Origin of the sequence: Planomonospora sp. ID67723 (assembly GCF_015711605.1) — a bacterium.
GTDB lineage: Bacteria > Actinomycetota > Actinomycetes > Streptosporangiales > Streptosporangiaceae > Planomonospora_A.
The window spans coordinates 426,931-449,361 of the sequence record NZ_JABTEZ010000006.1 but is presented as its reverse complement, the minus strand read 5'-3'; the positions used below and the strand labels follow the sequence as shown (position 1 = coordinate 449,361).

The 22,431-nt window shown below is 70.8% G+C and carries 13 protein-coding genes; 12 read left to right on the top strand and 1 reads right to left on the bottom strand.

The window, feature by feature from the left end; translation table 11 throughout:
• The 9 genes from HS041_RS36630 to HS041_RS36590 all read left to right on the top strand — a co-directional run.
• Positions 1-4,737, top strand: a 4,737-nt coding sequence (locus HS041_RS36630) for an AMP-binding protein (RefSeq protein WP_196445461.1), incomplete at its 5' end; no start/stop codon positions are given.
• A 5-nt stretch (positions 4,738-4,742) separates the two neighbouring features.
• Positions 4,743-7,664 (top strand): type I polyketide synthase, encoded by a 2,922-nt coding sequence (locus HS041_RS40320; protein WP_196445460.1) that lies wholly within the window; start codon positions 4,743-4,745, stop codon positions 7,662-7,664.
• Positions 7,661-12,082: a non-ribosomal peptide synthetase gene (locus HS041_RS36620; protein ID WP_196445459.1), complete on the top strand. Its 4,422-nt coding sequence runs from the start codon at positions 7,661-7,663 to the stop codon at positions 12,080-12,082. Before HS041_RS40320 ends, HS041_RS36620 begins: the two co-directional genes overlap by 4 nt.
• Positions 12,079-13,095 (top strand): methyltransferase, encoded by a 1,017-nt coding sequence (locus HS041_RS36615; protein ID WP_196445458.1) that lies wholly within the window; start codon positions 12,079-12,081, stop codon positions 13,093-13,095. The genes HS041_RS36620 and HS041_RS36615 overlap by 4 nt, the downstream gene beginning before the upstream one ends.
• Positions 13,092-14,405 carry a cytochrome P450 gene (locus HS041_RS36610; RefSeq protein WP_196445457.1) on the top strand — a complete coding sequence of 438 codons (1,314 nt, stop codon included), beginning with the start codon at positions 13,092-13,094 and terminating at the stop codon, positions 14,403-14,405. The genes HS041_RS36615 and HS041_RS36610 overlap by 4 nt, the downstream gene beginning before the upstream one ends.
• Before the next feature lie 11 nt (positions 14,406-14,416).
• Positions 14,417-15,031, top strand: a complete 615-nt coding sequence (locus HS041_RS36605; protein WP_196445456.1) for a DUF6875 domain-containing protein — start codon at positions 14,417-14,419, stop codon at positions 15,029-15,031.
• Entirely contained in the window at positions 15,028-16,182 is a 1,155-nt protein-coding gene (locus HS041_RS36600; protein ID WP_196445455.1) for an FG-GAP repeat domain-containing protein, read from the top strand. The genes HS041_RS36605 and HS041_RS36600 overlap by 4 nt, the downstream gene beginning before the upstream one ends.
• Positions 16,183-16,209: 27 nt before the next feature.
• Positions 16,210-16,437, top strand: coding sequence for an MbtH family protein (locus HS041_RS36595; protein WP_307845632.1), 228 nt, complete (start codon positions 16,210-16,212; stop codon positions 16,435-16,437).
• A 53-nt stretch (positions 16,438-16,490) separates the two neighbouring features.
• Positions 16,491-17,774: an MFS transporter gene (locus HS041_RS36590; protein ID WP_196445454.1), complete on the top strand. Its 1,284-nt coding sequence runs from the start codon at positions 16,491-16,493 to the stop codon at positions 17,772-17,774.
• Here HS041_RS36590 and HS041_RS36585 read toward each other — a convergent pair.
• Positions 17,764-18,567 (bottom strand): serine/threonine-protein kinase, encoded by an 804-nt coding sequence (locus HS041_RS36585; protein WP_196445453.1) that lies wholly within the window; start codon positions 18,565-18,567, stop codon positions 17,764-17,766. The genes HS041_RS36590 and HS041_RS36585 overlap by 11 nt on opposite strands.
• Before the next feature lie 154 nt (positions 18,568-18,721).
• On the opposite strand from HS041_RS36585, the gene HS041_RS36580 reads away from it, so the two are divergent.
• From HS041_RS36580 to HS041_RS36570, 3 genes are read left to right on the top strand one after another with little or no spacing between them, the layout of a single operon-like run.
• Entirely contained in the window at positions 18,722-20,293 is a 1,572-nt protein-coding gene (locus HS041_RS36580; RefSeq protein ID WP_196445452.1) for a hypothetical protein, read from the top strand.
• On the top strand, positions 20,290-20,721 hold the full coding sequence (locus tag HS041_RS36575; RefSeq protein WP_196445451.1) for a hypothetical protein: 432 nt from the start codon (positions 20,290-20,292) through the stop codon (positions 20,719-20,721). Before HS041_RS36580 ends, HS041_RS36575 begins: the two co-directional genes overlap by 4 nt.
• The gene (locus HS041_RS36570) at positions 20,718-22,424 is read left to right on the top strand and encodes a hypothetical protein (RefSeq protein ID WP_196445450.1); all 1,707 of its coding nucleotides are present in this window, start codon (positions 20,718-20,720) and stop codon (positions 22,422-22,424) included. The genes HS041_RS36575 and HS041_RS36570 overlap by 4 nt, the downstream gene beginning before the upstream one ends.
• Positions 22,425-22,431: the final 7 nt, after the last annotated feature.

The window sequence follows — 22,431 nt, the reverse complement described above, 5'->3', positions numbered from 1 at the left end:
GCCCCGACTGCGGCTCGGCTGGATCCCCAGCACCTGGCCTACGTCATCCACACCTCCGGCAGCACCGGCACCCCCAAAGGCGTGGCCATCACCCACGCCAACCTGACCGGCTTCCTGCACGCGATGGACACCCTGCACCAACCACACACCGCCCCGCAGACCTGGCTCGCCCTGACCAGCGCCAGCTTCGACATCTCAGTGCTGGAACTGATCTGGACGCTGAGCGCGGGCTGTCGCATCGTGCTGCCCGGCGACACCGACCTGGCCACCGTGATCCGCACCCACCAGGTCACCCACCTGCAGACCACCCCGTCCTTCGCCACCCGGCTGCTGGAAGACCCCGATACCCGATCCGCCCTGAGCTCGCTGCAGACACTGATGCTGGGAGGCGAGGCCTTCTCCCCCGCCCTCCTGACCCACCTACGGGAATTGCCCGCCACTCAGATCATCAACGGCTACGGGCCGACCGAGGCCACCGTCTACGCCACCACCCATGAGCTGGCCACCCCACCCGAAGACGCCCCGATCGGCCTGCCCCTGCCCGGCACTGAGGCCTACGTGCTGGACCGGCACGGCCAGCCCGTACCCACCGGCACCCCCGGCCACCTCTACCTATCCGGCACCAGCCTGGCCCGCGGCTACCTCAACCAACCCGCCCTCACCGCCGAACGCTTCACCCCCAACCCCCACGGCACCCCCGGCAGCCGCCTCTACCACACCGGCGACCTCGCCAAACACCGCCCCAACGGCACCCTCGACTACCTCGGCCGCACCGACCACCAAGTCAAAATCCGCGGCTACCGCATCGAACTCGACGACATCAACGCCACCCTGCTCACCCACCCCCACATCACCGCCGCCCACACCACCACCCACAACAACCAACTCATCGCCTACATCACCACCACCCACCCCCACGACCTCCACCCCATCCACACCCACCTCCGCACCCACCTGCCCACCTGGATGCACCCCACCCACCTCATCCCACTGCCCCACCTCCCCCTCACCCCCAACGGCAAAATCGACCCCACCCAACTCCCCCCACCCCCCACCACCACCGCCACAACCACCACCCACCACCCCCCCACCACCCCCACCCAACAAGCCGTTGCCGAGATCTACCGCCACATCCTCGGCACCCCGGAACCGAGCATCCACGACAACTTCTTCGACCTGGGCGGCCACTCCCTGGCCGCGACCCAGGCCATCTCCCGCATCCACCACGGCCTGCACGCCGACCTCCCGCTGCGGGCCATCTTCGAACACCCCACCATCGCCGAACTGGCAGAACTGATCGATCAGACACGAGCGGAGAACCCGCCCGCATCGACCTTGGAAAACCCGCCTTCGCTGACCTTGTGGCAGGGTGCGCGGCCCGAACGGATCCCGCTGTCATCGGCCCAGCAACGGCTGTGGTTTCTGGATCAACTCACCCCCGGCACCACCACCTACACCGTGGCCGGCATCCTGGCCCTGCCCGCCACCGTGGACCCGACCGTGCTGCAGGCCGCGCTGACCACCATCACCACCCGGCACGAAAGCCTGCGCACCAGCTTCCCCACCGACGCCCACGGCCCCTACCAGCACATCCAGCCCCCCCCCCCCCACCTTCTGCCCCACACCCGCCTGGAACACCCCGACCAGCTCCACGACCTGGCCACCGAGCTGATCGCCCAACCCTTCGACCTGGCCACCGGCCCCCTGCTGCGCACCCACCTGGCCAGCACCGGCCCCACCGACCACCACCTGATCATCGCCGCCCACCACATCATCTGCGACGGCTGGTCACTCAACGTCCTCCTGGACGAACTCACCACCCTCTCCACAGACTTCGGCACCCAGCACAACACAGTGCGACCACTGGCTCCTTTGCCGATGCAGTACGCCGAGTTCACCCTGTGGCAGCAGCACTGGCTCACCAGCCCCGAACGCGAACACGAACTCACCTACTGGCACCACCAGCTCGCCGACCCGCCCCCGGCCCTGGACCTGCCCACCGACCGGCCCCGCCCGGCCATCCCCAGCCACCGCGGCGCCACCCACACCCACACCCTGCCCACCGAACTCAGCACCGCCCTCACCGACCTGGCCCAGCAGCGCGGCAGCACCCTCTTCATGACCCTGCACGCCGCCTTCGCCGTCCTGCTCTCACGCCTCAGCGGTCAAGAAGACCTCATCATCGGCACACCGATCGCCAACCGCACCCACCCCCACCTCGAACCCCTGATCGGCTTCTTCGCCAACACCCTGCCACTACGCACCCGCCTGAGCGACGACCCCACCTTCCACACCCTGCTGGAGCGCACCCGCACCCACACCCTCAACGCCTACCACCACCAGCACCTGCCCTTCGAGCACCTGGTCGAGCACCTGCCGCTGGACCGCGACCCCACCCGCAACCCGCTGTTTCAGGTGATGTTCACCCTCAACCCGGCCCTCCCGGCCACCATCACCCCCCTGACCACCGCCACCGCCAAATTCGACCTCACCCTGACCATCACCCCCACCCCCACCGGACTGCACACCGCCTGGGAATACAACAGCGACCTGTTCGACGCCGAAACCATCACCCGCTACGCCCAGCACTTCCACACCCTGCTCACCCACCTGACCACCCACCCCGACCAGCCCATCACCACCCACCCCCTGCTCACCCCCGCCCAACACCACCACAACCTGCACGCCCACAACCTGCACGCCCACAACCCCGCCCACAACCCCCGCCCCGACACCCCGGCCTTCGCCCACGACCTGATCACCGCCCAGGCCAGCGCCCACCCCCACGCCACCGCCCTCATCGACGACAACGGCCACCACCTCACCTACCACCAGCTCAACCAGCAAGCCGACCACCTGGCCGCACACCTGACCGCCGCCGGCGCCGGCCCCGACACCCTGATCGGCCTGCACGCCCCCCGCAGCCCCGAACTCATCATCGCGCTGCTGGCCACCCTCAAAGCCGGCGCCGCCTACCTCCCCCTCGACCCCACCTACCCCCACCACCGCCTCACCCAGATCACCACCAACGCCAAACCCCTGCTGATCCTCAACCACGCCACAACACCACCCGACCACACCCCCACCCTCGACATCACCACCCTGCTCACAACCCCACCCCCACCCCCGGCCCCGGACCTGACCGCGACTCCGACCCCGACCGCGGACCCAGATCCGACTGCCACCTCGGACCCGACCGCGACACCGGCCCCGACTACGGCCCCAACCCCGACCCCGGACCTGACCGCGACTCCGACCCCGGCCCCGGCCCCGAACCCAGATCCGACTGCCACCTCGGACCCGACCGCGACACCGGCCCCGACTGCGGCTCGGCTGGATCCCCAGCACCTGGCCTACGTCATCCACACCTCCGGCAGCACCGGCACCCCCAAAGGCGTGGCCATCACCCACGCCGGCCTCAGCGCCTCGACCGCCGCGCGCAGCCTGGTCTACGACCGCCCGCTCCGAGGCTTCGTCCTCCTGTCGTCGGTCTCCTTCGACACATCGGTGGCGTCGATCTTCTGGAGCCTGTGCAACGGCGCGGTCCTGCACCTCCCGGCCGAGGGCAGGCAGTTGGAGCTCGACCATCTGGTGGCCCTGGCCAAACGGGACGACGTCAGCCACCTGGTCTGTCTCCCGTCGCTGTACAAGCTCCTGCTGGAGCGCATGCGGGGGGAGCAGGTGGGCCTCGAAACGGTCGTCGTGGCGGGTGAGGCCCTCATGCCCGACTTGGTCGAACGCCACTACGAGCTGCTGCCCGCCGTATCGCTCTACAACGAGTACGGCCCGACCGAGGCGACGGTCTGGAGCACGGTGGAGCTGTGCCGCCCGGGCGACCCGCGGGGGAAGGTGCCGATCGGCCGCCCGATTCCGGGCATCCACGCCTACGTGCTGGACCGGCACGGCCAGCCCGTACCCACCGGCACCCCCGGCCACCTCTACCTATCCGGCACCAGCCTGGCCCGCGGCTACCTCAACCAACCCGCCCTCACCGCCGAACGCTTCACCCCCAACCCCCACGGCACCCCCGGCAGCCGCCTCTACCACACCGGCGACCTCGCCAAACACCGCCCCAACGGCACCCTCGACTACCTCGGCCGCACCGACCACCAAGTCAAAATCCGCGGCTACCGCATCGAACTCGACGACATCAACACCACCCTGCTCACCCACCCCCACATCACCGCCGCCCACACCACCACCCACAACAACCAACTCATCGCCTACATCACCACCACCCACCCCCACGACCTCCACCCCATCCACACCCACCTCCGCACCCACCTGCCCACCTGGATGCACCCCACCCACCTCATCCCACTGCCCCACCTCCCCCTCACCCCCAACGGCAAAATCGACCCCACCCAACTCCCCCCACCCCCCACCACCACCGCCACAACCACCACCCACCACCCCCCCACCACCCCCACCCAACAAGCCGTTGCCGCCGTCTGGCAGGGCCTCCTCCACACCACCACCCCTCACCTCGACGCCAACTTCTTCGACCTGGGCGGCCACTCCCTCCTGTTGATCGAGGCGCACGAGCAGTTGAGGGCGCTCAAGCCGGATCTCCAGGTCATGGACCTGTTTCGCTACCCGACCCTCCGGACCTTGGCCGCCTATCTGGACGGAGACACGTACACCGGCCCCACGGCCGAGAACCTCGACGAGCGGCGCGCCGGGATGTCGCGGCTGAAGCAGCGCCGCCGGCGTCTGCGCGATGAGCCGAAGGAATAGGACACGTGGACCACGAATACGACGACTACGACGACGACTTCATCGCCGTCATCGGCATGGCGGGCAGGTTCCCCGGAGCTCCCGACGTGCGCGCGTACTGGGACAACCTGCTGCAGGGCGTGGACTCGGTCTCCGCCGCCCCGCGGTCCTGGTCGACTCCCAAGGGAGTGCTGGCGGACCACGACCTGTTCGATGCGGAGTTCTTCGGCTTCAGCCCCAAAGAGGCCGAGCGGACCGATCCGCAGCAGCGCCTGTTCCTGGAGTGCGCGTGGGAGGCGTTGGAGCACGCGGGGTACGGCGACGGCGCAGACCGTCCGGTCACCGGGATCTACGCGGGTTCCTCCACCAGCCGGTACATGCTGGACGTCCTGTCCAGCCCGCACCACCGGGACCTGCTCGACGACTCGCAGCTCCTCATCGGCTGTGACAAGGACTATCTGACCACCAGGACGGCGCACAAGCTCGACCTGCGAGGACCGAGCGTGGTCGTGCAGACGGCCTGTTCCACATCGCTGGTCGCCGTGCACATGGCCGTGCAGGCGCTGCTCGCCGGTGAATGCGACATGGCGCTCGCGGGCGGCGTCGCGGTCCGCGGGGCCGAGGGTCTCGGTCGGGGCTCCATCCGGCCCGATGGCATGCTCTCGCCCGAGGGGCGCTGCCGTGCGTTCGACGCGAACGCCACCGGGATGGTCAACGGCGACGGGCTCGGCCTGGTCGTGCTCAGGCGTCTCGAAGATGCGCTGCGGGACGGCGACACCGTCTACGCGGTGGTGCGGGGTTCGGCGATCAACAACGACGGCGCGCTCAAGGCCGGTTTCACCGCACCGGCCATCGAGGGTCAGGCGCGGGTGATCCGCGCCGCCCACGCCGCCGCGGCGGTGGACCCGGCCACGATCGGGTACGTCGAGGCGCACGGGACGGGCACCCGGCTCGGCGACCCCATCGAGGTGGCGGCGCTGGCCGAGGCGGTCGCGGGGGTGGAGCCGGGCGACCGGTGCGCCCTCGGCTCGGTGAAGACGAACATCGGGCATCTCGACGCCGCGGCGGGCGTGGCCTCGCTGATCAAGGTCGTGCTGTCCCTTCGCAACCGCGTCATCCCGCCGACGCTGCACTTCGAGCGGCCCAATCCCGAGCTCCGCCTCGACTCCACCCCCTTCTTCGTGAACACCGAGGCCAGGCCGTGGGAGCCGATCTCCGGCGTACGGCGGGCGGGGGTCAGCTCGTTCGGTATCGGAGGCACGAACGCGCACGTCGTGCTGGAGGAGGCACCCGCCGTACCGCCGTCGGACCGGGGCCGGCCCTGGCAGCTCATCCCCGTCAGCGCGCGGACCGCCGCGGCGCGGGACCGGGCCCTCGCGGCTGTGGGCGATGCCGTACGGGATATGGACGGGCCGGGGTTCGCCGACGCGGCCTACACGATGCAGGTGGGCCGGCATGGGTTCGGGCACCGGGGCGTGGTCGTCGCGCGGTCGGGCGCCGAGGCCGCGGCCGGCATCGCGGCGGGCGACCGTCGGCGGGTCGTCGTGGGCGAGTCGCCTGCGGCGTCCGCTCCGCTGCCGGTGGCGTTCATGTTCTCCGGCCAGGGGACGCAGTACGTGGGCATGGCCCGCGGCCTGTACGAGGCGGAGCCGGTGTTCCACGATGAGCTCGACGCGTGCCTGGACCTCGTCGCCGCCGCGGGCGTGGACCTGCGCGGGGTGCTGTGGCCGGCCGGGGCGGACCTCGACGCCGAGCTCGCCCTGCAGCGCACCTCGATGACCCAGCCCGCGCTGTTCGCGATCGAGTACGCGCTGGCCAGGCTGTGGATGTCGTGGGGGATCGAGCCGGCCGTGCTGATCGGGCACAGCATCGGCGAGCTGGTCGCCGCCTGCGTCGCGGGCGTCATGTCGCGCGAGGACGGCGTGCGGCTGGTCCTGGCCCGCGGGCACGCGATGGCGGAGAGCCCGAACGGTGCGATGACGGCCGTCACGCTGGCCGAGGAGCAGGTGCTCGCCGGGCTGCCGGACGGGGTGGAGATCGCCGCGGTCAACGCGACGTCGCAGACCGTGGTCGCCGGCGACGCCGCGGCGATCGCCGCGCTCGAGGCGGACTACCTCGCGCGCGGTATCGGCTACCGGCGGCTGCGGACCTCCCACGCCTTCCACACTGCTGCGATGGACCGCGCCGCCGAGGCGGTCGCGAAGGCCGCGGCCGGACTGACCCTGTCGCCGCCCCGGCTGGTGGTGGTCTCCAATGTCACCGGCCGGCCGCTCACCGCGGCCGAGGCGACCGACCCGGGCTACTGGGGCCGCCAGGTGCGCGCGACCGTGCGGTTCGCCGACGGCCTCGACGCAGCGGCGGCGGCCGGTGCCCGGCTGCTGGTCGAGATGGGTCCCGGCCGCGCCCTCTGCGATCTGTCGTCCGTACGGGATCCGGCGGTCGCGTTCGCCGCGGCCGTGCCCTCGCTGCCGGGGCCCGCCCGCACCCGGGAGGATCTGGAGGTCATGCTGGGGTCGGCCGGGCGGTTGTGGCTGCACGGTGCCGCCGTGGACTGGACCGCCCTGCACGGCTCCCAGCGGCGCCGCCGGATCGCCATGCCCGCCTACCCGTTCGAGCGCCGCCGCTACACCGTCGAGGGCGGTGCCGATCCGTGGCCGGACGGGGAGGCCGAGACGGCCCCGGCGCTGGACGTCGCCGGATTCAGCGAGACCGAGCAGGTCGTCGCCGGGGTGTGGACGCGCCTGCTGGGCGTCGGCGGGATCGGCAGGGACGAGTCGTTCTTCGACATCGGCGGCCACTCGCTGCTGGGCATGCAGGCACTCGACGAGCTGTCCCGGCTGTTTCAGGTGGAGCTCCCGCTGGCCGCGTTCTACGAGCACCCGACGATCGCCGAGCTCGCGGTCCTGATCGAGGACACGATCCTCTCGACGCTGGATGTGAAGGCATGAGCGCGGTGGAGCGGAGCCGTACGGAAGGGGCACGTGCCGAACTCGCCGCGCGGCTGCGGCAGGCGCGGCTGCGCAGCGCCGGACCGGCCGCCGTCGGTGAGACGATCACGCGCCGCGGCGGCGGGCCGGCGCGGCTGTCCCCCACCCAGGAGCGGTTCTGGCTGCGGCAGAAGCTCTTCCCCGGGGACGTGGCGGGCAACGTGTTCATGGCGCTGCGCCTGCGGGGACCGCTCGACGTCGCCGCGCTGCGTCTGGCCTGCCAGGAGCTGACCCGACGGCACGAGGTGCTGCGGGCGAGGTTCGTGGAGGTCGACGGCGTGCTCACGCAGCAGGTGGCCGACGCGGACGGCCTGGTCGAGAAAGAGTCGGCGGAGGGAGAGCTGGCGCGAATCGCCGCCGAGGAGGCGGGGCGGCCCTTCGATCTGGAGACCGGCCCGCCGTTCCGGGCGGTGCTGGTGCGCGTGGGCGACGACCACCACGCTCTGATGATCACCATTCATCACATCGCCACCGACGCGTGGTCCAACACCGTGCTGCTGGAGGAGCTGGCGGCCTGCTACGCCGCCGCGCGGGACGGACAGCGCGCGTACCCGCCCGCGCCCCGGTTGCAGTTCGCCGACTACGCCGAATGGCAGCGGCGGCGGCTCGCCCCCGAGGACTCGGCCCGCCTGGCGGACCACTGGTCCGAGGTCCTGGCCGGGGCGCCGGGGACCCTGGACCTGCCGACGGACCGCCCGCGGCCGCCCGGTGGGACGAGCCGTTCGGGACGAGTGATCACGACCGTCGACCCCGAGGTGTCGGACCGGTTCGGGCTGTTCTGCGGTTCGATCCGCGTCCCGCTGTTCGCCGGACTGGCGGCGGCGCTGCAGGTCCTGCTGCACCGCTACTCGGGGGCGCGGGACTTCGTGGTCGGCGTGCCGTTCGGCGGGCGGCGGCGGCCCGAGCTCGCCCGGGTCGTCGGCCCGCTGTTCACGACGCTCCCGCTGCGGGCCGACCTGTCGGGGACGCCGTCCTTCCGGGAGCTGGCGCTCCGGGTGCGGTCCTCGGCGGCAGATGCCTTCGCCCACGCGGACGCGCCGGCCGATCCCGCGCCGGTGCGGGGTGCCGAGCGCGCCGCACCGTACGACGTGCTGTTCGCTCTGCAGGACGCGCCGCTGCCGCTGGTCGAGGTGGCGGACCTGGCGGTCGAGCGGATCGAGCTGGGGCCCGGCACGGCCCAGTGCCCGCTGACCTTGTCGATCGTGCCCGAGGCCGGCGGCCTGCGGATCACCACGGACTACGACCGGGAGCTGTTCGACCAGGAGACGGCCGAGCGCGTCGCGTTCCACTACGGCCGCCTGCTGGAGACGCTGGTCACCCATCCCGACACGCCGGTCGGGCGGGTGCCGCTGCTCAGCGAGGACGAGCGCGACACGACGCTGCTGAGCTGGAACGAGACTGCGGCGCCCGCCGGCGATCCGGCCGTGATCCATGAAGCGTTCCTGCGGCAGGCGGACCGGACGCCGGACGCCCCCGCGCTGCGCTGCGGGACCGCGCGCCTGTCGTACGCCGAGCTGGCGGGACGGGTGCGGCGGCGAGCCGGCGAGCTGGTGGCGCTCGGCGTCGGCCGCGGCGACGTCGTGGGCGTGCACGCGGAGCGGACGCCGGAGCTGGTGACGGCGCTGCTCTCGGTGATGGCGGCCGGCGCGGCCTACCTGCCGCTCGATCCGGCCCATCCCGCCGAGCGGAACCGGCGGGCGCTGGCGGACGCCGGCGCCCGGTTCCTGATCGTCGGGCGGGGCCCGGGCACGCGGCTGGACGCACCGGGGGTCCGCGTGCTGGACGCGGCCGCCTCCGGCGGCCCGCGGGCGGACCTGCCCGCCGTGAACGGGCGGGATGTGGCGTACGTGATGTACACCTCCGGCTCGACCGGATCGCCCAAGGGCGTCATGGTCGCGCACGACGGGGTGTGCAACGACCTGGAGTGGCGGCGCCGGGTCACCGGCATCGGCCCCGGCGACCGGCTCCTGCACACCGTCTCGTTCTCCTTCGACCCCTCGGTCTGGCAGCTTTTCGGACCGCTGGCCGCGGGGGCGGAGGTGGTGCTCGCGGGCCAGGAGGACGCCGCCGACCCCGCGTCGGTCGTCTCGCTGGTCCGCGAGCACCGGATCACCGTCTGCGATTTCGTGCCCTCGACGCTGGCCGGGGCGCTCGACGCGGCGAGCCCCGGTGACCTGGGCTCCCTCACCCACGTGTTCTGCGGCGGCGAGCGTCTCCCCCGCGACCTGGCCGCGCGTTTCCACGGGCGGCTGCAGGCACGGCTGTTCAACCAGTACGGCCCGACCGAGGCGACCATCGACACCACCTCGCACCCGGTCACCCCGGCCGACCCCGGCCACGAGACGGCCATCGGCCGGCCGATCGGCAACAAGCGGGTCTACGTACTGGACGACGAACTCCAACCGCTGCCGGTCCGGGTGCCGGGCGAGCTGTGGATCGGCGGGACGGGGCTGGCCTATGGCTACATCGGTTCGCCCTCCGCGACCGCCGACCGCTTCCGCCCCGACCCGTACGGTCCGCCGGGCTCGCGGATGTACCGCAGCGGTGATCTGGCGCGCCACCGGCACGACGGCACGCTGGAGTTCCTGGGCCGCGTCGACGACCAGCTCAAGCTGAACGGCGTACGGATCGAGCCCGGGGAGATCGAGAGCGCGCTGCGCCGGCACCCGGACGTGACCGACGCCGTGGTGGTCCTGCGGGACGTGCGCGGGCGCCCGGCGCTGGTGGGCTACGTGGTCTCCCCCCGCGAAGGGTCCTTCGAGACGTCCTCGCTCCGCGGCCACCTCGTGGAGCGGGTGCCGCCCTCCTTCGTACCCGCCCATCTCGTCCGGGTGGACGAGTTCCCCCGCGGCGTCACCGGCAAGGTCGCCGCGGCCCGGCTGCCCGACCCGCCGGCCGCCGCACCGGTTGCGGGGAACGGGCCCGCGCCCGGCTCCGTCGAGTGGACGCTGGCCGAACTGTGGGCGGAACTCCTCGGCACGGAGACCGTGCCGGGCGACGCCGACTTCTTCCAGCTCGGCGGCGACTCGATGCTCGCCGTACGGCTGGTCGCCGCGGTGCGCGACCGGTTCGCGACGGAGCTGGCTCTGCACGAGTTCTTCACCGCTCCGACGCTGGCGGAGCTGGCGGATCTGGTCCGGGCCAGGGGTGCGGACAGTCGACGACCGGCACCCGCGCCGGTCAGGAGGGATGCCGGCCGGGTCCCGCTGTCGTACGCGCAGGAACGCGTCCACCGGCTCGCCGAGGCGGGCGCCGGAGCCGAGGAACTCCACGTTTCGCTGGTGGCCGGGCTGCGCGGTCCTCTGGACCTCGACGTGCTGCGCCAGGCTCTGGAGACGGTCGTCGCCCGCCACGAGGCGCTGCGGGTCGCGGTCGTGCCTGCGGCCGGCCCCGGCCGCCCGGCCGAGCAGGTCGTGCGCGAGCCGTACCCGGTCCGGCTCGGGCCTGACGCGGCCGAGCCGTCGCTGGACAGCGGTGAGCTGCTCACGGCGCGGGTCACCCGCCTCGGCCCGGACGAGCACGAGCTCGCGCTGACACTGCACCGCATCGCCGTGGACGGCGCCTCGACCGCGATCCTCGTCGAGGAGCTCGCGGCCGCCTACGACGCGCTGCGCGCCGGCCGTACCCCGGAGTCGGCGGAGCTGGGCCTCCAGCACCCGGACTACGCCGCCTGGGAGCGTTCCTGGCTGACCGGGGACGTCGTCGCGGAGGCGGTGCAGGACTGGCTGTCGGGGGGGTGGTCCCCCGCCCCGCCCCCGGCGTACGGCGCCCGCAGGCTGCATCGGGTCTTGACGCTCGACGGCGACACGACCCGCGCGCTCGGCGCGCTGGCCAGAGAGCGGCGGTGCAGCCTGCGCACGGTCCTGCTCACCGCGTGGGCCACCGCGTGCGCCAGGACACTCGGCCGCGACCCGATCGTGTGCGTGCCGGTGAGCGGCCGCGACCACCCGGACTTCCAGCGGGTGATCGGCCGGTTCGTCAACCTGGCGGTCCTGCGCATCGAGCTGGACGGTACCGAGGACCTCGCCCTGCGGATCGAGCGGGTGCGGGCCGCCGCCGTCGACGCCTACCGGCGGCAGGGCTCGCTGCCCTTCAGCGCCCTGGAGCTGGCGGTCGGCGGCGGGCGGGCACCGCTGTTCCCGATGATGTTCGACCTTGACGACCGGGCGACCGGCCTGCCCCGGGTCGGTGGCCTGGACATCGTCGTCCGGCCGCCGCGGGAGCACCGGACGGACTTCGGCCTCGCCCTCCACGCACACCACCACTCCGACACCTTGGAGCTGACCATGCTGCACGACCCGGACGCCCACGGTCCCGAGCCGATGGCCGACCTCTTCGACGAACTCCGCGCGACGCTCGGCCGTGAGGACAGCCGATGACGGCGCCCAGGACGCGACTGGCGGAGATGCTCGGCGGATACCGCCGGACCGCCCTGGTCCACCTCGCGACCCGGCTCAGCCTCCCCGACCTGCTGGCCGGAGGGCCGCGGACCGGCACGGACCTCGCCGCGCTGACCGGCGTCCGCGAGGACCGGCTCCACCAGGTCCTCCGCGCCCTGACCGCCCTGGGCCTCCTCTGCCAGGACGACGAGGAGCGGTTCGCCCTGACCGAGGTGGGCGAGCTGCTGCGCACCGACCATCCGGAGACGTTCCACGGCCAGGCGGTCTACTTCGGTGGCCTCAGCTACCGGGCCTACGCCGGGCTGCCCGAGAGCCTGGCCGACGGCGGCATCGCCTTCGACCACGTCTTCGGCACGGACTACTACGACCATCTCGACCGGCACCCCGACCTGGCCGAGCACTACCACAAGATGATCGCTCTGGCTCCGGGAGCGGCAGAGCTGATCGGCGGCCTGTTCGACTTCACCCCGCACCGCACCATCGTCGACGTCGGCGGCGGCAACGGGTCGCTGCTGGCCGAGATCCTCTCGCTGAGCCCGGCCTCGCGGGGGGTCGTCTTCGACCTGCCGCTCAGCGCGGCGGCCGGAGAGGAGACGCTGGTCGGCCGCGGGATCGGCGACCGCTGCGAGGTGGTGTCGGGCGACTTCCGCGTCTCCGTGCCGCCGGGCGGCGACGTCTACATCCTGTCCCGGGTGCTGGCCAACTGGCCGGACGAGACGGCCGTGAAGATCCTGTCGAACTGCCGGGACGCGATGGGCTCCGACTCGACCCTGCTGGTCTTCGAGCTGCTGATGCCGGAACGCGTGCGGGAGGCGACGTTCGCCGTCGACGGCGACATCAACGCGCTGGCGCACTTCGGCGGTGCCGTGCGCACCCGCCCGCAGTTCGAACGGCTGCTCGCCGAGAGCGGATTCCGCCTCGACGAGGTCAGGGAAGTGGTCGAGGGCACCCACTGGTCGCTGCTGCGCTGCACGCCGGAGGCCGCCCGGTGAAGAGGTTCTCCGGCCCCCCGCTGCTGGGGCTGAACCATCGTTTCCTGCGCGACCCGATCGGCATGTTCATGGAGGCGCACCGGAGATACGGCGACCTGGTGGAGCTCGACCTGGGGGTCTCCGGGCCGCTCTACGCCGCCTTCCATCCCGACGGCGTCAAGCAGACGCTGCTGAAGGGGCGGCGCGTGCACCGCGCGCTGCTCAGGGAGCTCCTCGGCAAGGGACTGTTCACCTCGCCGAGCGGCGACGACTGGCTGCGCCGCCGCCGCCTGATCCAGCCGCTGTTTCGCGAGGACCGTCTGGCGGCGATGGTCCCGCTCCTGCTGCGCTCGCTCGACGAGGTGCTGGAGGGGCACTGGCGGCAGTCCCGCACGATCGACCTCGCCAAGGAGATGAAGCGGGCGACGGTCGCGATGATGATCGACGCGACCTTCGGCAAGCACGGCGACTTCGACCGCCGGGTCGCCCGCGAGGAGCTGAGCTTCCTGCTCGGATACGTGGATGAGCGGCTGTTCACCCTGGTCAAGCCGCCCAGATCCTGGCCCACCCCGGACAACCGGCGCTACCGGCGGTCGATCGGCACGCTCCGCGCCGTCATCGCCGAAGCGGTGCGCGACCGGCGGCGACGCGGCGGGGACGAGCCCACGTTCCTGGACGGCCTGCTGGAGAGCAGGGGTGCCGACCCGTCGGTGCGGTTCTCCGACGAGGAACTCGTCGACGAGGTTCTGTCGATCTTCATCGCCGGGACGGAGACGACCGGCACGGCGCTGACCTGGTCCCTGCACCTGCTCGGCGACGACCCCGCCGTCTCGGCCGCCCTGCGGGACGAGGTGCGGGACACCGTCGGCGGCGGGCCGCTCACGGCCTCGGCTCTCAGCCGGCTGACCTGGCCCAGGGCGGTCGTCCAGGAAGCCGTGCGGCTCTACCCCCCCGCGTGGGCGCTGCGCCGCGTGATCGACGAACCCGTCGAGATCGACGGGGTCGAGCTGCCCGCCGGATCCCGGCTCATCGTCTCGTCCTACGTCACCCACCGGCACCGGGAGGTGTGGGCCGAGCCCGAGCGGTTCGATCCGGCCCGCTGGCTGCCCTCCCGCGCGAACGAACGCCCCCGCTTCTCCTATTTCCCCTTCGGTGCCGGAGCCCACCAGTGCATGGGCAACATGTTCGCCCTGCTGGAGGGCGAACTGATCATCACCCGGCTGGTCCAGAACTTCCGCATGGCGCCGTGGGGAACCGCGCCGGCCGGCACGCGCCCGGCGATCGCCCTGGCCCCCGTCCCCGGTCCCCGACTGGAGGTGACCCCCCTCTGATGAGAACACCGTTGAGCACAAGCGAGGTCTCGCACGCCGGGCAGGTCCTGCAATGGCTGCGCTCGTACGTCTCCGAACCGCACCGGGAGCTCGGGCGGAGCGGTCCCGTCTGCCCTTTCGTGCCGCTGTCGCTGAAGACCGGCGCGCTGACCTTCGTGGTGCATGAGGAGATCGACGGCTCCGACCCGCAAGCGATGTCGGACCTGCTGCGCGCCTACATGGCCGACTTCGCCGCCACCGCGCCGGAGTCGAGCACCGAGCTCAGGCGGAGGAGCCTGATGATCGTCGTACCCAACGTCCCAGACGAGCGCCTGCACGTGCTCGACCTCGTCCACGGCGAGATCAAGGACGAGATGGTGCGCAACAGCCTCATGCTGGGTCAGTTCCACCTCCGGTGCCCCGACACCGCCGTCCGCAATCCCGAATTCCGGGTGTCGATCGCACCGCTGCCGTGCTTCGCCATTCGCCACATGGCGCCGCACGACATTCTTTTTCTGCACGACGAGAAGAGCTGGTTCGTCGAATACAGGCGGAAATTCGGCAACGAATATCTCCTGGGCAGGATAAAGGACCCCCTGATGCTCGACCTCTATCACAGTGCTCAGAACCGACTGGAGGAAGAATGACCCCCACCGCTGGTGCCTTCGATCGGGCACGACTGCCCGTCGTCGGCGTCGTCGCCGCACTACTGCTCTCGGCTTGCGCATCGCTGCCGCCGGAGACCGAGTTCGGGCCCTCGGCCTCGATCACCGCCGGCATGGGCCCGGCAGGCCTGGTGAGCGCCGACGTCAACGGGGACAACAAGCCCGACCTCATCACCGCCGACTTCGGGTCCAACACCATCTCGGTGATGCTGACCAGCGGCAACGGCGGCACGGCCAAGCGCGCGAAGTTCTCCGCCGGTGTCGTTCCCTCCGACCTGGGAGTGGGGGACTTCAACGGCGACGGCAACATCGACGTGGTCACCTCGGACTTCGGGCCGGACAGCGTGTCGGTGCTGCTGGGCGACGGCAAGGGGAGGTTCCGCCCGCCGAAGGCCTACCGGACCGGTGGCGGCGACCCCAACCGGATCATCGTCGCCGACCTCAACGGGGACAAGAACCCCGACGTGGCCACGACCAACTTCCACACCGACAACGTCTCGGTGCTGCTGGGCGACGGCAAGGGCGGGCTCGGCAAGGCGACGGAGTTCCCCGTGGTCTTCGACCCGATCCGGATCGTGGCTGCCGACATCGACGACGACGGCGACTCCGACATCCTGACGGCGAACTTCGGCTCCGACGAGATCGGCATTCTGCTCGGCGACGGCAGCGGCGGTTTCAAGGCCGGGGAGAGCCTGCCGACCGGTGGCGACCCGTCGGCGCTCCTCGCCGCCGACGTCAACGGGGACAAGGTGCTCGACCTGGTCAGCGGCAGTTTCGACGAGCACGACCTGTGGGTGTACCTGGGTGAGGGCGAGGGCCGGTTCTCCTCGCCCTCACGCTACGCGACCTCGGGCAAGGCCCCGTCGGCGCTCCTCGCCGCCGATCTGAACGGCGACGAGATCGTGGACCTCGCGACGGCGAATTCGGCCTCCAACGACGTGAGCGTGCTCCGCGGCGACGGGAACGGGCACTTCAGCGAGGGGGCGACGTTCCCCATCACCGGCAAGGACCCGCGCGGCGGAATCGTGGCGCTCGACCTGGACGGCGACGGCTCCCTGGATCTGGCCACCGCCAATCACAACTCCAACGACGTATCACTTCTCCTCAATCAGGGATCAAGCGACAAGAAGTAACAGCTTTCAGACATATCGGAGTTAACAGTGCACATCGGCGAGCAAGATCCATGTAAAGTCGTGGTCAACCACGAGGGCCAGTACTCGATCTGGCCTCCGGCTCAGGAGAACCCTCCCGGATGGAATGACGCCGGAAAAGAAGGAACGAAGCGGGAATGTCTGGAATGGATTGACGTGAACTGGACAGACATGCGCCCGCTGAGCCTGCGCCGACTCACCGAACCGGCCGAACACGTCACCGGAAACCCTCAGTGACCGACAGGGACGTGCCCCCGGCCGCAGTCCCCAAGCCGAGGAGAGAACAGAGCATGTCAGCCTCTGATGCAAGCGCGGGAACCGAGGAGCAGCGGGCGGGCGCACTCCGCCTGCTGCGCGACAACCCGGGATTCCTGTCGCTGTGGTCGTCACGGGTCGTGTCCGTCAGCGGCGACACGCTCAGCCTCGTCGCGCTGATGCTGCACGTGGCCGAAACGACGGGGCAGGCGATCGCGGTCTCCTTGCTGTTGCTCGTCGGGGATTTCGTCCCTTCCCTGCTCGGCCCGATCACCGGCGCGATCAGCGACCGGTTCGACCTGCGGCGGGTGATGATCACCTGCGAGATCGTCCAGGGCGTGGTCCTGCTGCTGATCGCGCTCTCGCTCCCTCCGCTGCCGCTGCTGCTGGTTCTGGTGGGGGTCCGCGCGATCGCGGGGCAGGTGTTCCTGCCCGCCTCGCGGGCCGCGATCCCGGGCCTGGTCAGGGACAGGGATCTGGAGACCGCCAACTCGACGCTGGGGTTCGGCACCAACGCCGCCGAGGCCGTAGGACCGCTGATCGCGGGCCTGCTGTTCCCCTTCATCGGGGTGCGCGGCGTCCTCCTGGTCGACGCGGTCTCGTTCCTGCTGGCGGGAGCGATCCTGCTCACGCTCAAGTCGCTCCCGCCGGTGCCGGCGGAGGACGGTGAGCGGCTGTCGCTCCTGCAGGACGCCAAGTCCGGCCTGGGCTACATCTGGTCGGCCAAGGCAGTCCGGATCATCGCCCTGGGCTTCTGCGCCATCGTCGCGTTCAACGGCGTCGACGACGTCGCCCTGGTGCTGCTGGCCAAGGTGACCTTCGCGGCCGGGGACTCGGCGGTCGGCCTGCTGCTGAGCGCGGTCGGCATCGGACTGCTCCTCGGGTACGCGCTGATGGCCCGCTACAGCGCCCGCGTTCCGCTGGTGACCCTGCTGGTCGCCGGCTTCGCGGTGAGCAGCCTGGGCAACCTCCTGACCGGTGTGGCCTGGGCGGTCGCCGCGGCGTTCACCACCCAGTTCATCCGGGGGTTCGGCATCGCGGCGATGGACGTGGCCACCAACACGCTGGTGCAGCGCATGGTCCCGCCGCAGATGCTCGGCCGGGTGTTCGGCAACTTCTACGGAGCCGTCGGCGTGGCCGCCGCGTTGTCCTACATCGGCGGCGGCTTCCTGCTCGACGCCACCTCGGCGCCGACGACCCTCATCGTCGCGGGTGCCGGCGGCATGGTGGCGACCGTGCTGGTCGCCCTGACCCTGCCGGGGGTGATGCGCAGGAATCCCCCGGCGATGCAGGACGACCAGCGGAAGGTCAGGGAGTAGCGACGCGCCGCAGGGCTGCGGCGAGCTCGCCGCAGCCCCGGTAACGGTCATCGGGATCGGCCGCCGTCGCCCTGGCGACGATCCGGTCCACCTCCGGCGGGAGGTCCGGGCGCAACGCGGTGAGGGAAAGCCGCCGCGCGCCCTCACGGAAGGGAGCCGCCGCAGTCAGACACGCATAGAGCACGCACCCGAGGGCGTAGACGTCGGCCCGGCGGTCCACCGCCTGCGCGGCCGTCTGCTCGGGCGCCATGTAACCCAGTGATCCGACGAAGAAACCGGACAGGCCGGCTCCCGGCCTCCGCGCGGCGGCCTCGCTCGTGGCGATGCCGAAGTCGCAGAGGTGGCAGTAACGGTCCGCACGCGTGTCGACCAGGATGTTCTCCGGCTTGACGTCCCGGTGGACCAGTCCCCGGGCGTGGAGGTGCTCCAGCGCCTCACCCGTCTGCGTGATCACCGACGCGGCCTGCTGCAGCCGGAGCGGGCCGCGCGACCTGAGCAAGGACCACAGATCTCCACCGTGAATATAGGGCATGACCGCATAAAGCGATCCGCCCGCCTCGCCAAGACGATGGACCGTAATGATGTGAGGGTGGCGGAGAGCCGCCGTCGTGCGCCATTCACGGAGAAACCGCTCGCGAAACATATCGTCCTCCGAATAGGCCGGAAGCAGTGCCTTCACGGCCACCCTCCGACCCAGATGCACGTCTTCTGCCAGGTAGACGGCGCTTGTCGCTGATCGGTACAGCTCTCCTTTGACCAGGTAGTCGGGAGACAGAAAACCACCGTCAGCCATCGAGTTCAATTTGGCAACCCTTCTTTATCATTACAGATGTGCAGGCCGTACAAAATCCTTGAATTCAATTCGAAGGCTATGCAAGGCATTATTCTTGCGCTTAAACTGGCGCCGAAAAATGGCACCGGAAGAGTGGAGGTGGCGATTGTCGCCCGTGCGTAACAAATTATCCCCGGCCGAGCGGGCGGAGTCGGCGACGGACCGCGATGCCGGCGACCTCTCCCCCGAGCTGCTGTCGTCGCCGGTGTGGACGGAGGAGCAGCTCACCCGGGCCGGCATCCCCATCGTCGACGCCCCCTTCGTGAGCATCGGCGGCGGCATGGGGTCCTTCGCGATGGTGGACCTGCTGCGGATATCCGGCTTCCCGCTGGAGTCCGTCAAGGTCCTGACGACCCTCGACTACCCGTGGGAGAACTACGAGTACCTGACCGGGGTCGCCCAACTCCCGCCCGGGTACCGGATCCGCTCCGACTCCGCCTCCTGCCCGGACAACATCTGGGGTTTCCCCAGCTACGCGGTACGGGCCGCCTTCTCCGCCCGCTCCCTCGACGGGTTCATCGCCCCCTTCTGGAACGTCTTCACCGAGAACCTGCTCACCGACTACTGGACCCCGCTGGCGGGGCAGGTGTTCGAGAGCCTCAACCGTGAGGCCGACCGCATCGGCTACTGGCAGACGATCGCCAAGGGGCAGGCGCGGATGGTCCGCAGGCGGGCCGACGGCGGCTACTTCTCCATCCTGACCGTGACCGAGGGCGGCGTCCGCAGGGTCGCCTACCGCAGTTCCTTCGTCCACCTGGCCGTCGGCTACCCGAGCGTGCGCTTCCTGCCCGACCTGCAGTCCTACCGGCAGAAGTACGGCGATGCCTACCGCTTCGTCAACTCCTACGAGCCGCACGAACACGTGTACGACGACCTCGTGAAGCAGCCGGGCACGGTCCTCGTGCGCGGCGGCGGCATCACCGCGTCGGCGATCCTGCACCGCCTGCTCAACGATCGCGAGCGGCTCGGCGCGCAGACCCGGATCGTGCACCTGCTGCGTACCCACGTCGACTCATCCCACGGCCCGTCGATCTTCATGCGGCGGCGGGGCGGCGACGGGTGGGCGTACCAGGGGTTCAACTGGCCCAAGTCGAGCTGGGGCGGGCAGCTCAAGGTCCGCATGGAGAAACTCGACGACGAGGAGCGGCTGCAGCTGTGGAAGACCCTCAAGGGGTCCACCACGCCGTACCGCAAGGGCTGGCAGAAGCAGCTCCGCAGGGGAAGGGCCGAAGGCTCCTACCACACCATGGCCGGCCAGATCGACCATGTCGAACCCGGTCCGGACGGGAGCCTGACCGCCTTCGTCTGGCAGAACGGCTCGGGCGGGGCCACCAGGCTCGACGTCAACTTCATCATCGACGCGACCGGCCTGGTGGGCGATATCAAGGAGCACCGCGTCCTGGCCGACCTGCTCGACCACTCCGGCGCCGAGCGCAACGGCCTCGGGAAACTGCAGGTGTCGCGCACCTTCGAGGTGACCGGCGCCCGCAACGGCGGCGGCCGGCTCTACGCCGCCGGCGTCACGACCGAGGGTTCCTACTACGCCCCCGTGGACTCACTCCTCGGGTTGCAGTACGCGGCCCTGACCATCTGCGACGACCTCGCCCGGCAAGGGTTCTGTCGCCCGATCGGCCCGATCAGGTCGGTCGCCCAGTGGTGGAAGTGGATGAGGAACGTGGCGCCGTGACCCCTACACTCGCAGGCCGCATACAGTCGCGGATCTTCCTGCTCTGCACCGTCGGGCTGGTGTGGACGCTGCTGATCACGCTGGTTCTGCCGGTGGGGTTCGCCCCGCTGAGCCGGACGTACATGGCGACCCTGACCGCGCTGGCCCTCGTCGGGGTACTCGGCACCTTCCTGTGGGAGCCGCTGTACCACCTCCTCCAGCAGTTCCGCTGGGAGAAGGACTGGCCGGCCGTTCTGATCCTCCTTCAGGGACTCCCGGAGGGCTGGCTCGTCTACGTGGTGCTGCGGAACGTCGTCGGCATCCCCGTCGACGTGCTGCCGTTCGTCATCCACTTCGCGACCACCTGGTTCGTGGTGTTCGCCTGTCTTCACGGCCCCCTACGTGTCCCCTTCATCCGTTGGCGCTTCCGTGGCGGGAGATTGATTTGAGAATCGACGAGTACAAACTGTCCGTACAGCCGGGCGAAGGCATCATCGGGCGCTTCCCCTCGGCGGTGTTCCTGCTGGTGAGCGAGGACGACGCGGCCGAGCCCGACAAGCTCATCAGCCTCTTCGACGGCCCGGCGGGACCGGTGGAGGATCTGGGCGACCGGCTGGAGGAACTGCTCACCGCGGACGGCTCCGACGCCATCGCCGCCTTCGCCGCACTGGTCGAGACCGACCAGCGCATGTCGCTGTACCTGCACGGCCCGGTCGAGGTCGTCGCGGACGGGCCCAACGTCGACTTCCGCGCCTGGGGGCCGGGCGAGCGGCCGCTGCTCAAGTACGAGGTGCCAGGCGCCGCAGGATCGCTGTCGGTCCGCTACACCGAAGGTTCGGCGACCGAACGGACCTGGGCCTCTCTCGACTTCCGGGGCGGCGCCGTACCGGGCAACGGATTCGTCCTCAAGCGGCTCGACATGGCCCCATCAGACATGGCACAGCAACCGGACATGATGGACACGGCGATGCTCGCTCCCACCCCCCTCGAGGAGATGACCAGGGAGCAGCCCCGGCAGATGACCAGGGAGCAGCCCCGGCCCGTCCTCCCGACGCCGAGCCGAACGCGGCAGCCGTACATCACCCCGTCGCCGCAGATTTCGCAGACCCTCCCGACGGCTCTTCCGACAGCTCTCCCCGGCCCTGCCGCCTCCCAGGAGACGGTGACGACCGGGCACCCCCGACCCACCTACCTGTCCCGGCTGCTGTCCCGCCTGCTGGTGTCGGCCACCGTCGGAGCCGCATGGACGGCCGCCGTCGCGCCCTTGCTGCCCGGCGGGTTCGCCCCGCTGAGCGAGATCTACACCATGGTGACCATCTCGCTGGGACTGCTGGTGGTGCTCGGGATCGTGCTGTGGGACCCGATCTACACCCTCGCTCAGCGCTCGCGGCGGGAGAAGGACTGGCCCGCCGCCCTGTTTTTGCTGCAGGCCGTACCGGAGGGACTTCTGGCCTACGGCGTGCAGGCACTGGTGCTCGACGCCTTCGTGGTCAGCCAGCCGACGCTGGTCGTCCATCTGGCCACGACGAGCATCCTGCTGGGGCTCGGGCTCTTCTGCCTGAAGTTCCTGGGGTTCGCCCGCCGCAGGCTGCTGCGCTCCGAGACCACGCAGCCGGCGACCATGATGCCCGGGAACACCGCGGCGGCGCCCAGGACAGGCATCTCCCCCGACCCCGCCCAGGCCCCCCTGGTCTGGGGCGTCAACTGCCAGCAGGGACACTTCAACCGGCCGGACGCGCGTTACTGCGGCTCCTGCGGGACCGCCATGCACGGCCTCACCAGGGAACCGTTCCAGGCTCCCCGCCCGGTCCTGGGATACCTGGTCTCCGACGACGGGACCGCGTACGCGCTCGACGCCGACTACGTCGTGGGCCGGGCGCCGCAGTCCGACGAGAAGGTGCGCGACGGCCGCGCCAGAGGCCTGGTCACCGACGGCGACCTGACCGTCGGGGAGGCCCACGCGGACGTGGCTCTCGACCAGTGGGACGTGCTGATCACCGATCGCGGCCAGGGCGTCGGCACCTTCCTCCGCGAGTCGGACAGCACCAACTGGATCCGGCTGACGCCTGGCCAGGCGTTCGCCATGCAGTCGAGCACTCAAATCAGAATCGGCAACCGCGAGTTCGTCTACCACGCCATCAACCGTCGCTGAGCGAGGA

Bases quoted from the DNA above. Each gene is read 5' to 3' on its own strand.
- HS041_RS36620 (WP_196445459.1), top strand. From the start codon at position 7,661: ATGAGCGCGGTGGAGCGGAGCCGTACGGAAGGGGCACGTGCCGAACTC.
- HS041_RS36615 (WP_196445458.1), top strand. From the start codon at position 12,079: ATGACGGCGCCCAGGACGCGACTGGCGGAGATGCTCGGCGGATACCGC.
- HS041_RS36600 (WP_196445455.1), top strand. From the start codon at position 15,028: ATGACCCCCACCGCTGGTGCCTTCGATCGGGCACGACTGCCCGTCGTC.
- HS041_RS36590 (WP_196445454.1), top strand. From the start codon at position 16,491: ATGTCAGCCTCTGATGCAAGCGCGGGAACCGAGGAGCAGCGGGCGGGC.
- HS041_RS36585 (WP_196445453.1), bottom strand. From the start codon at position 18,567: ATGGCTGACGGTGGTTTTCTGTCTCCCGACTACCTGGTCAAAGGAGAG.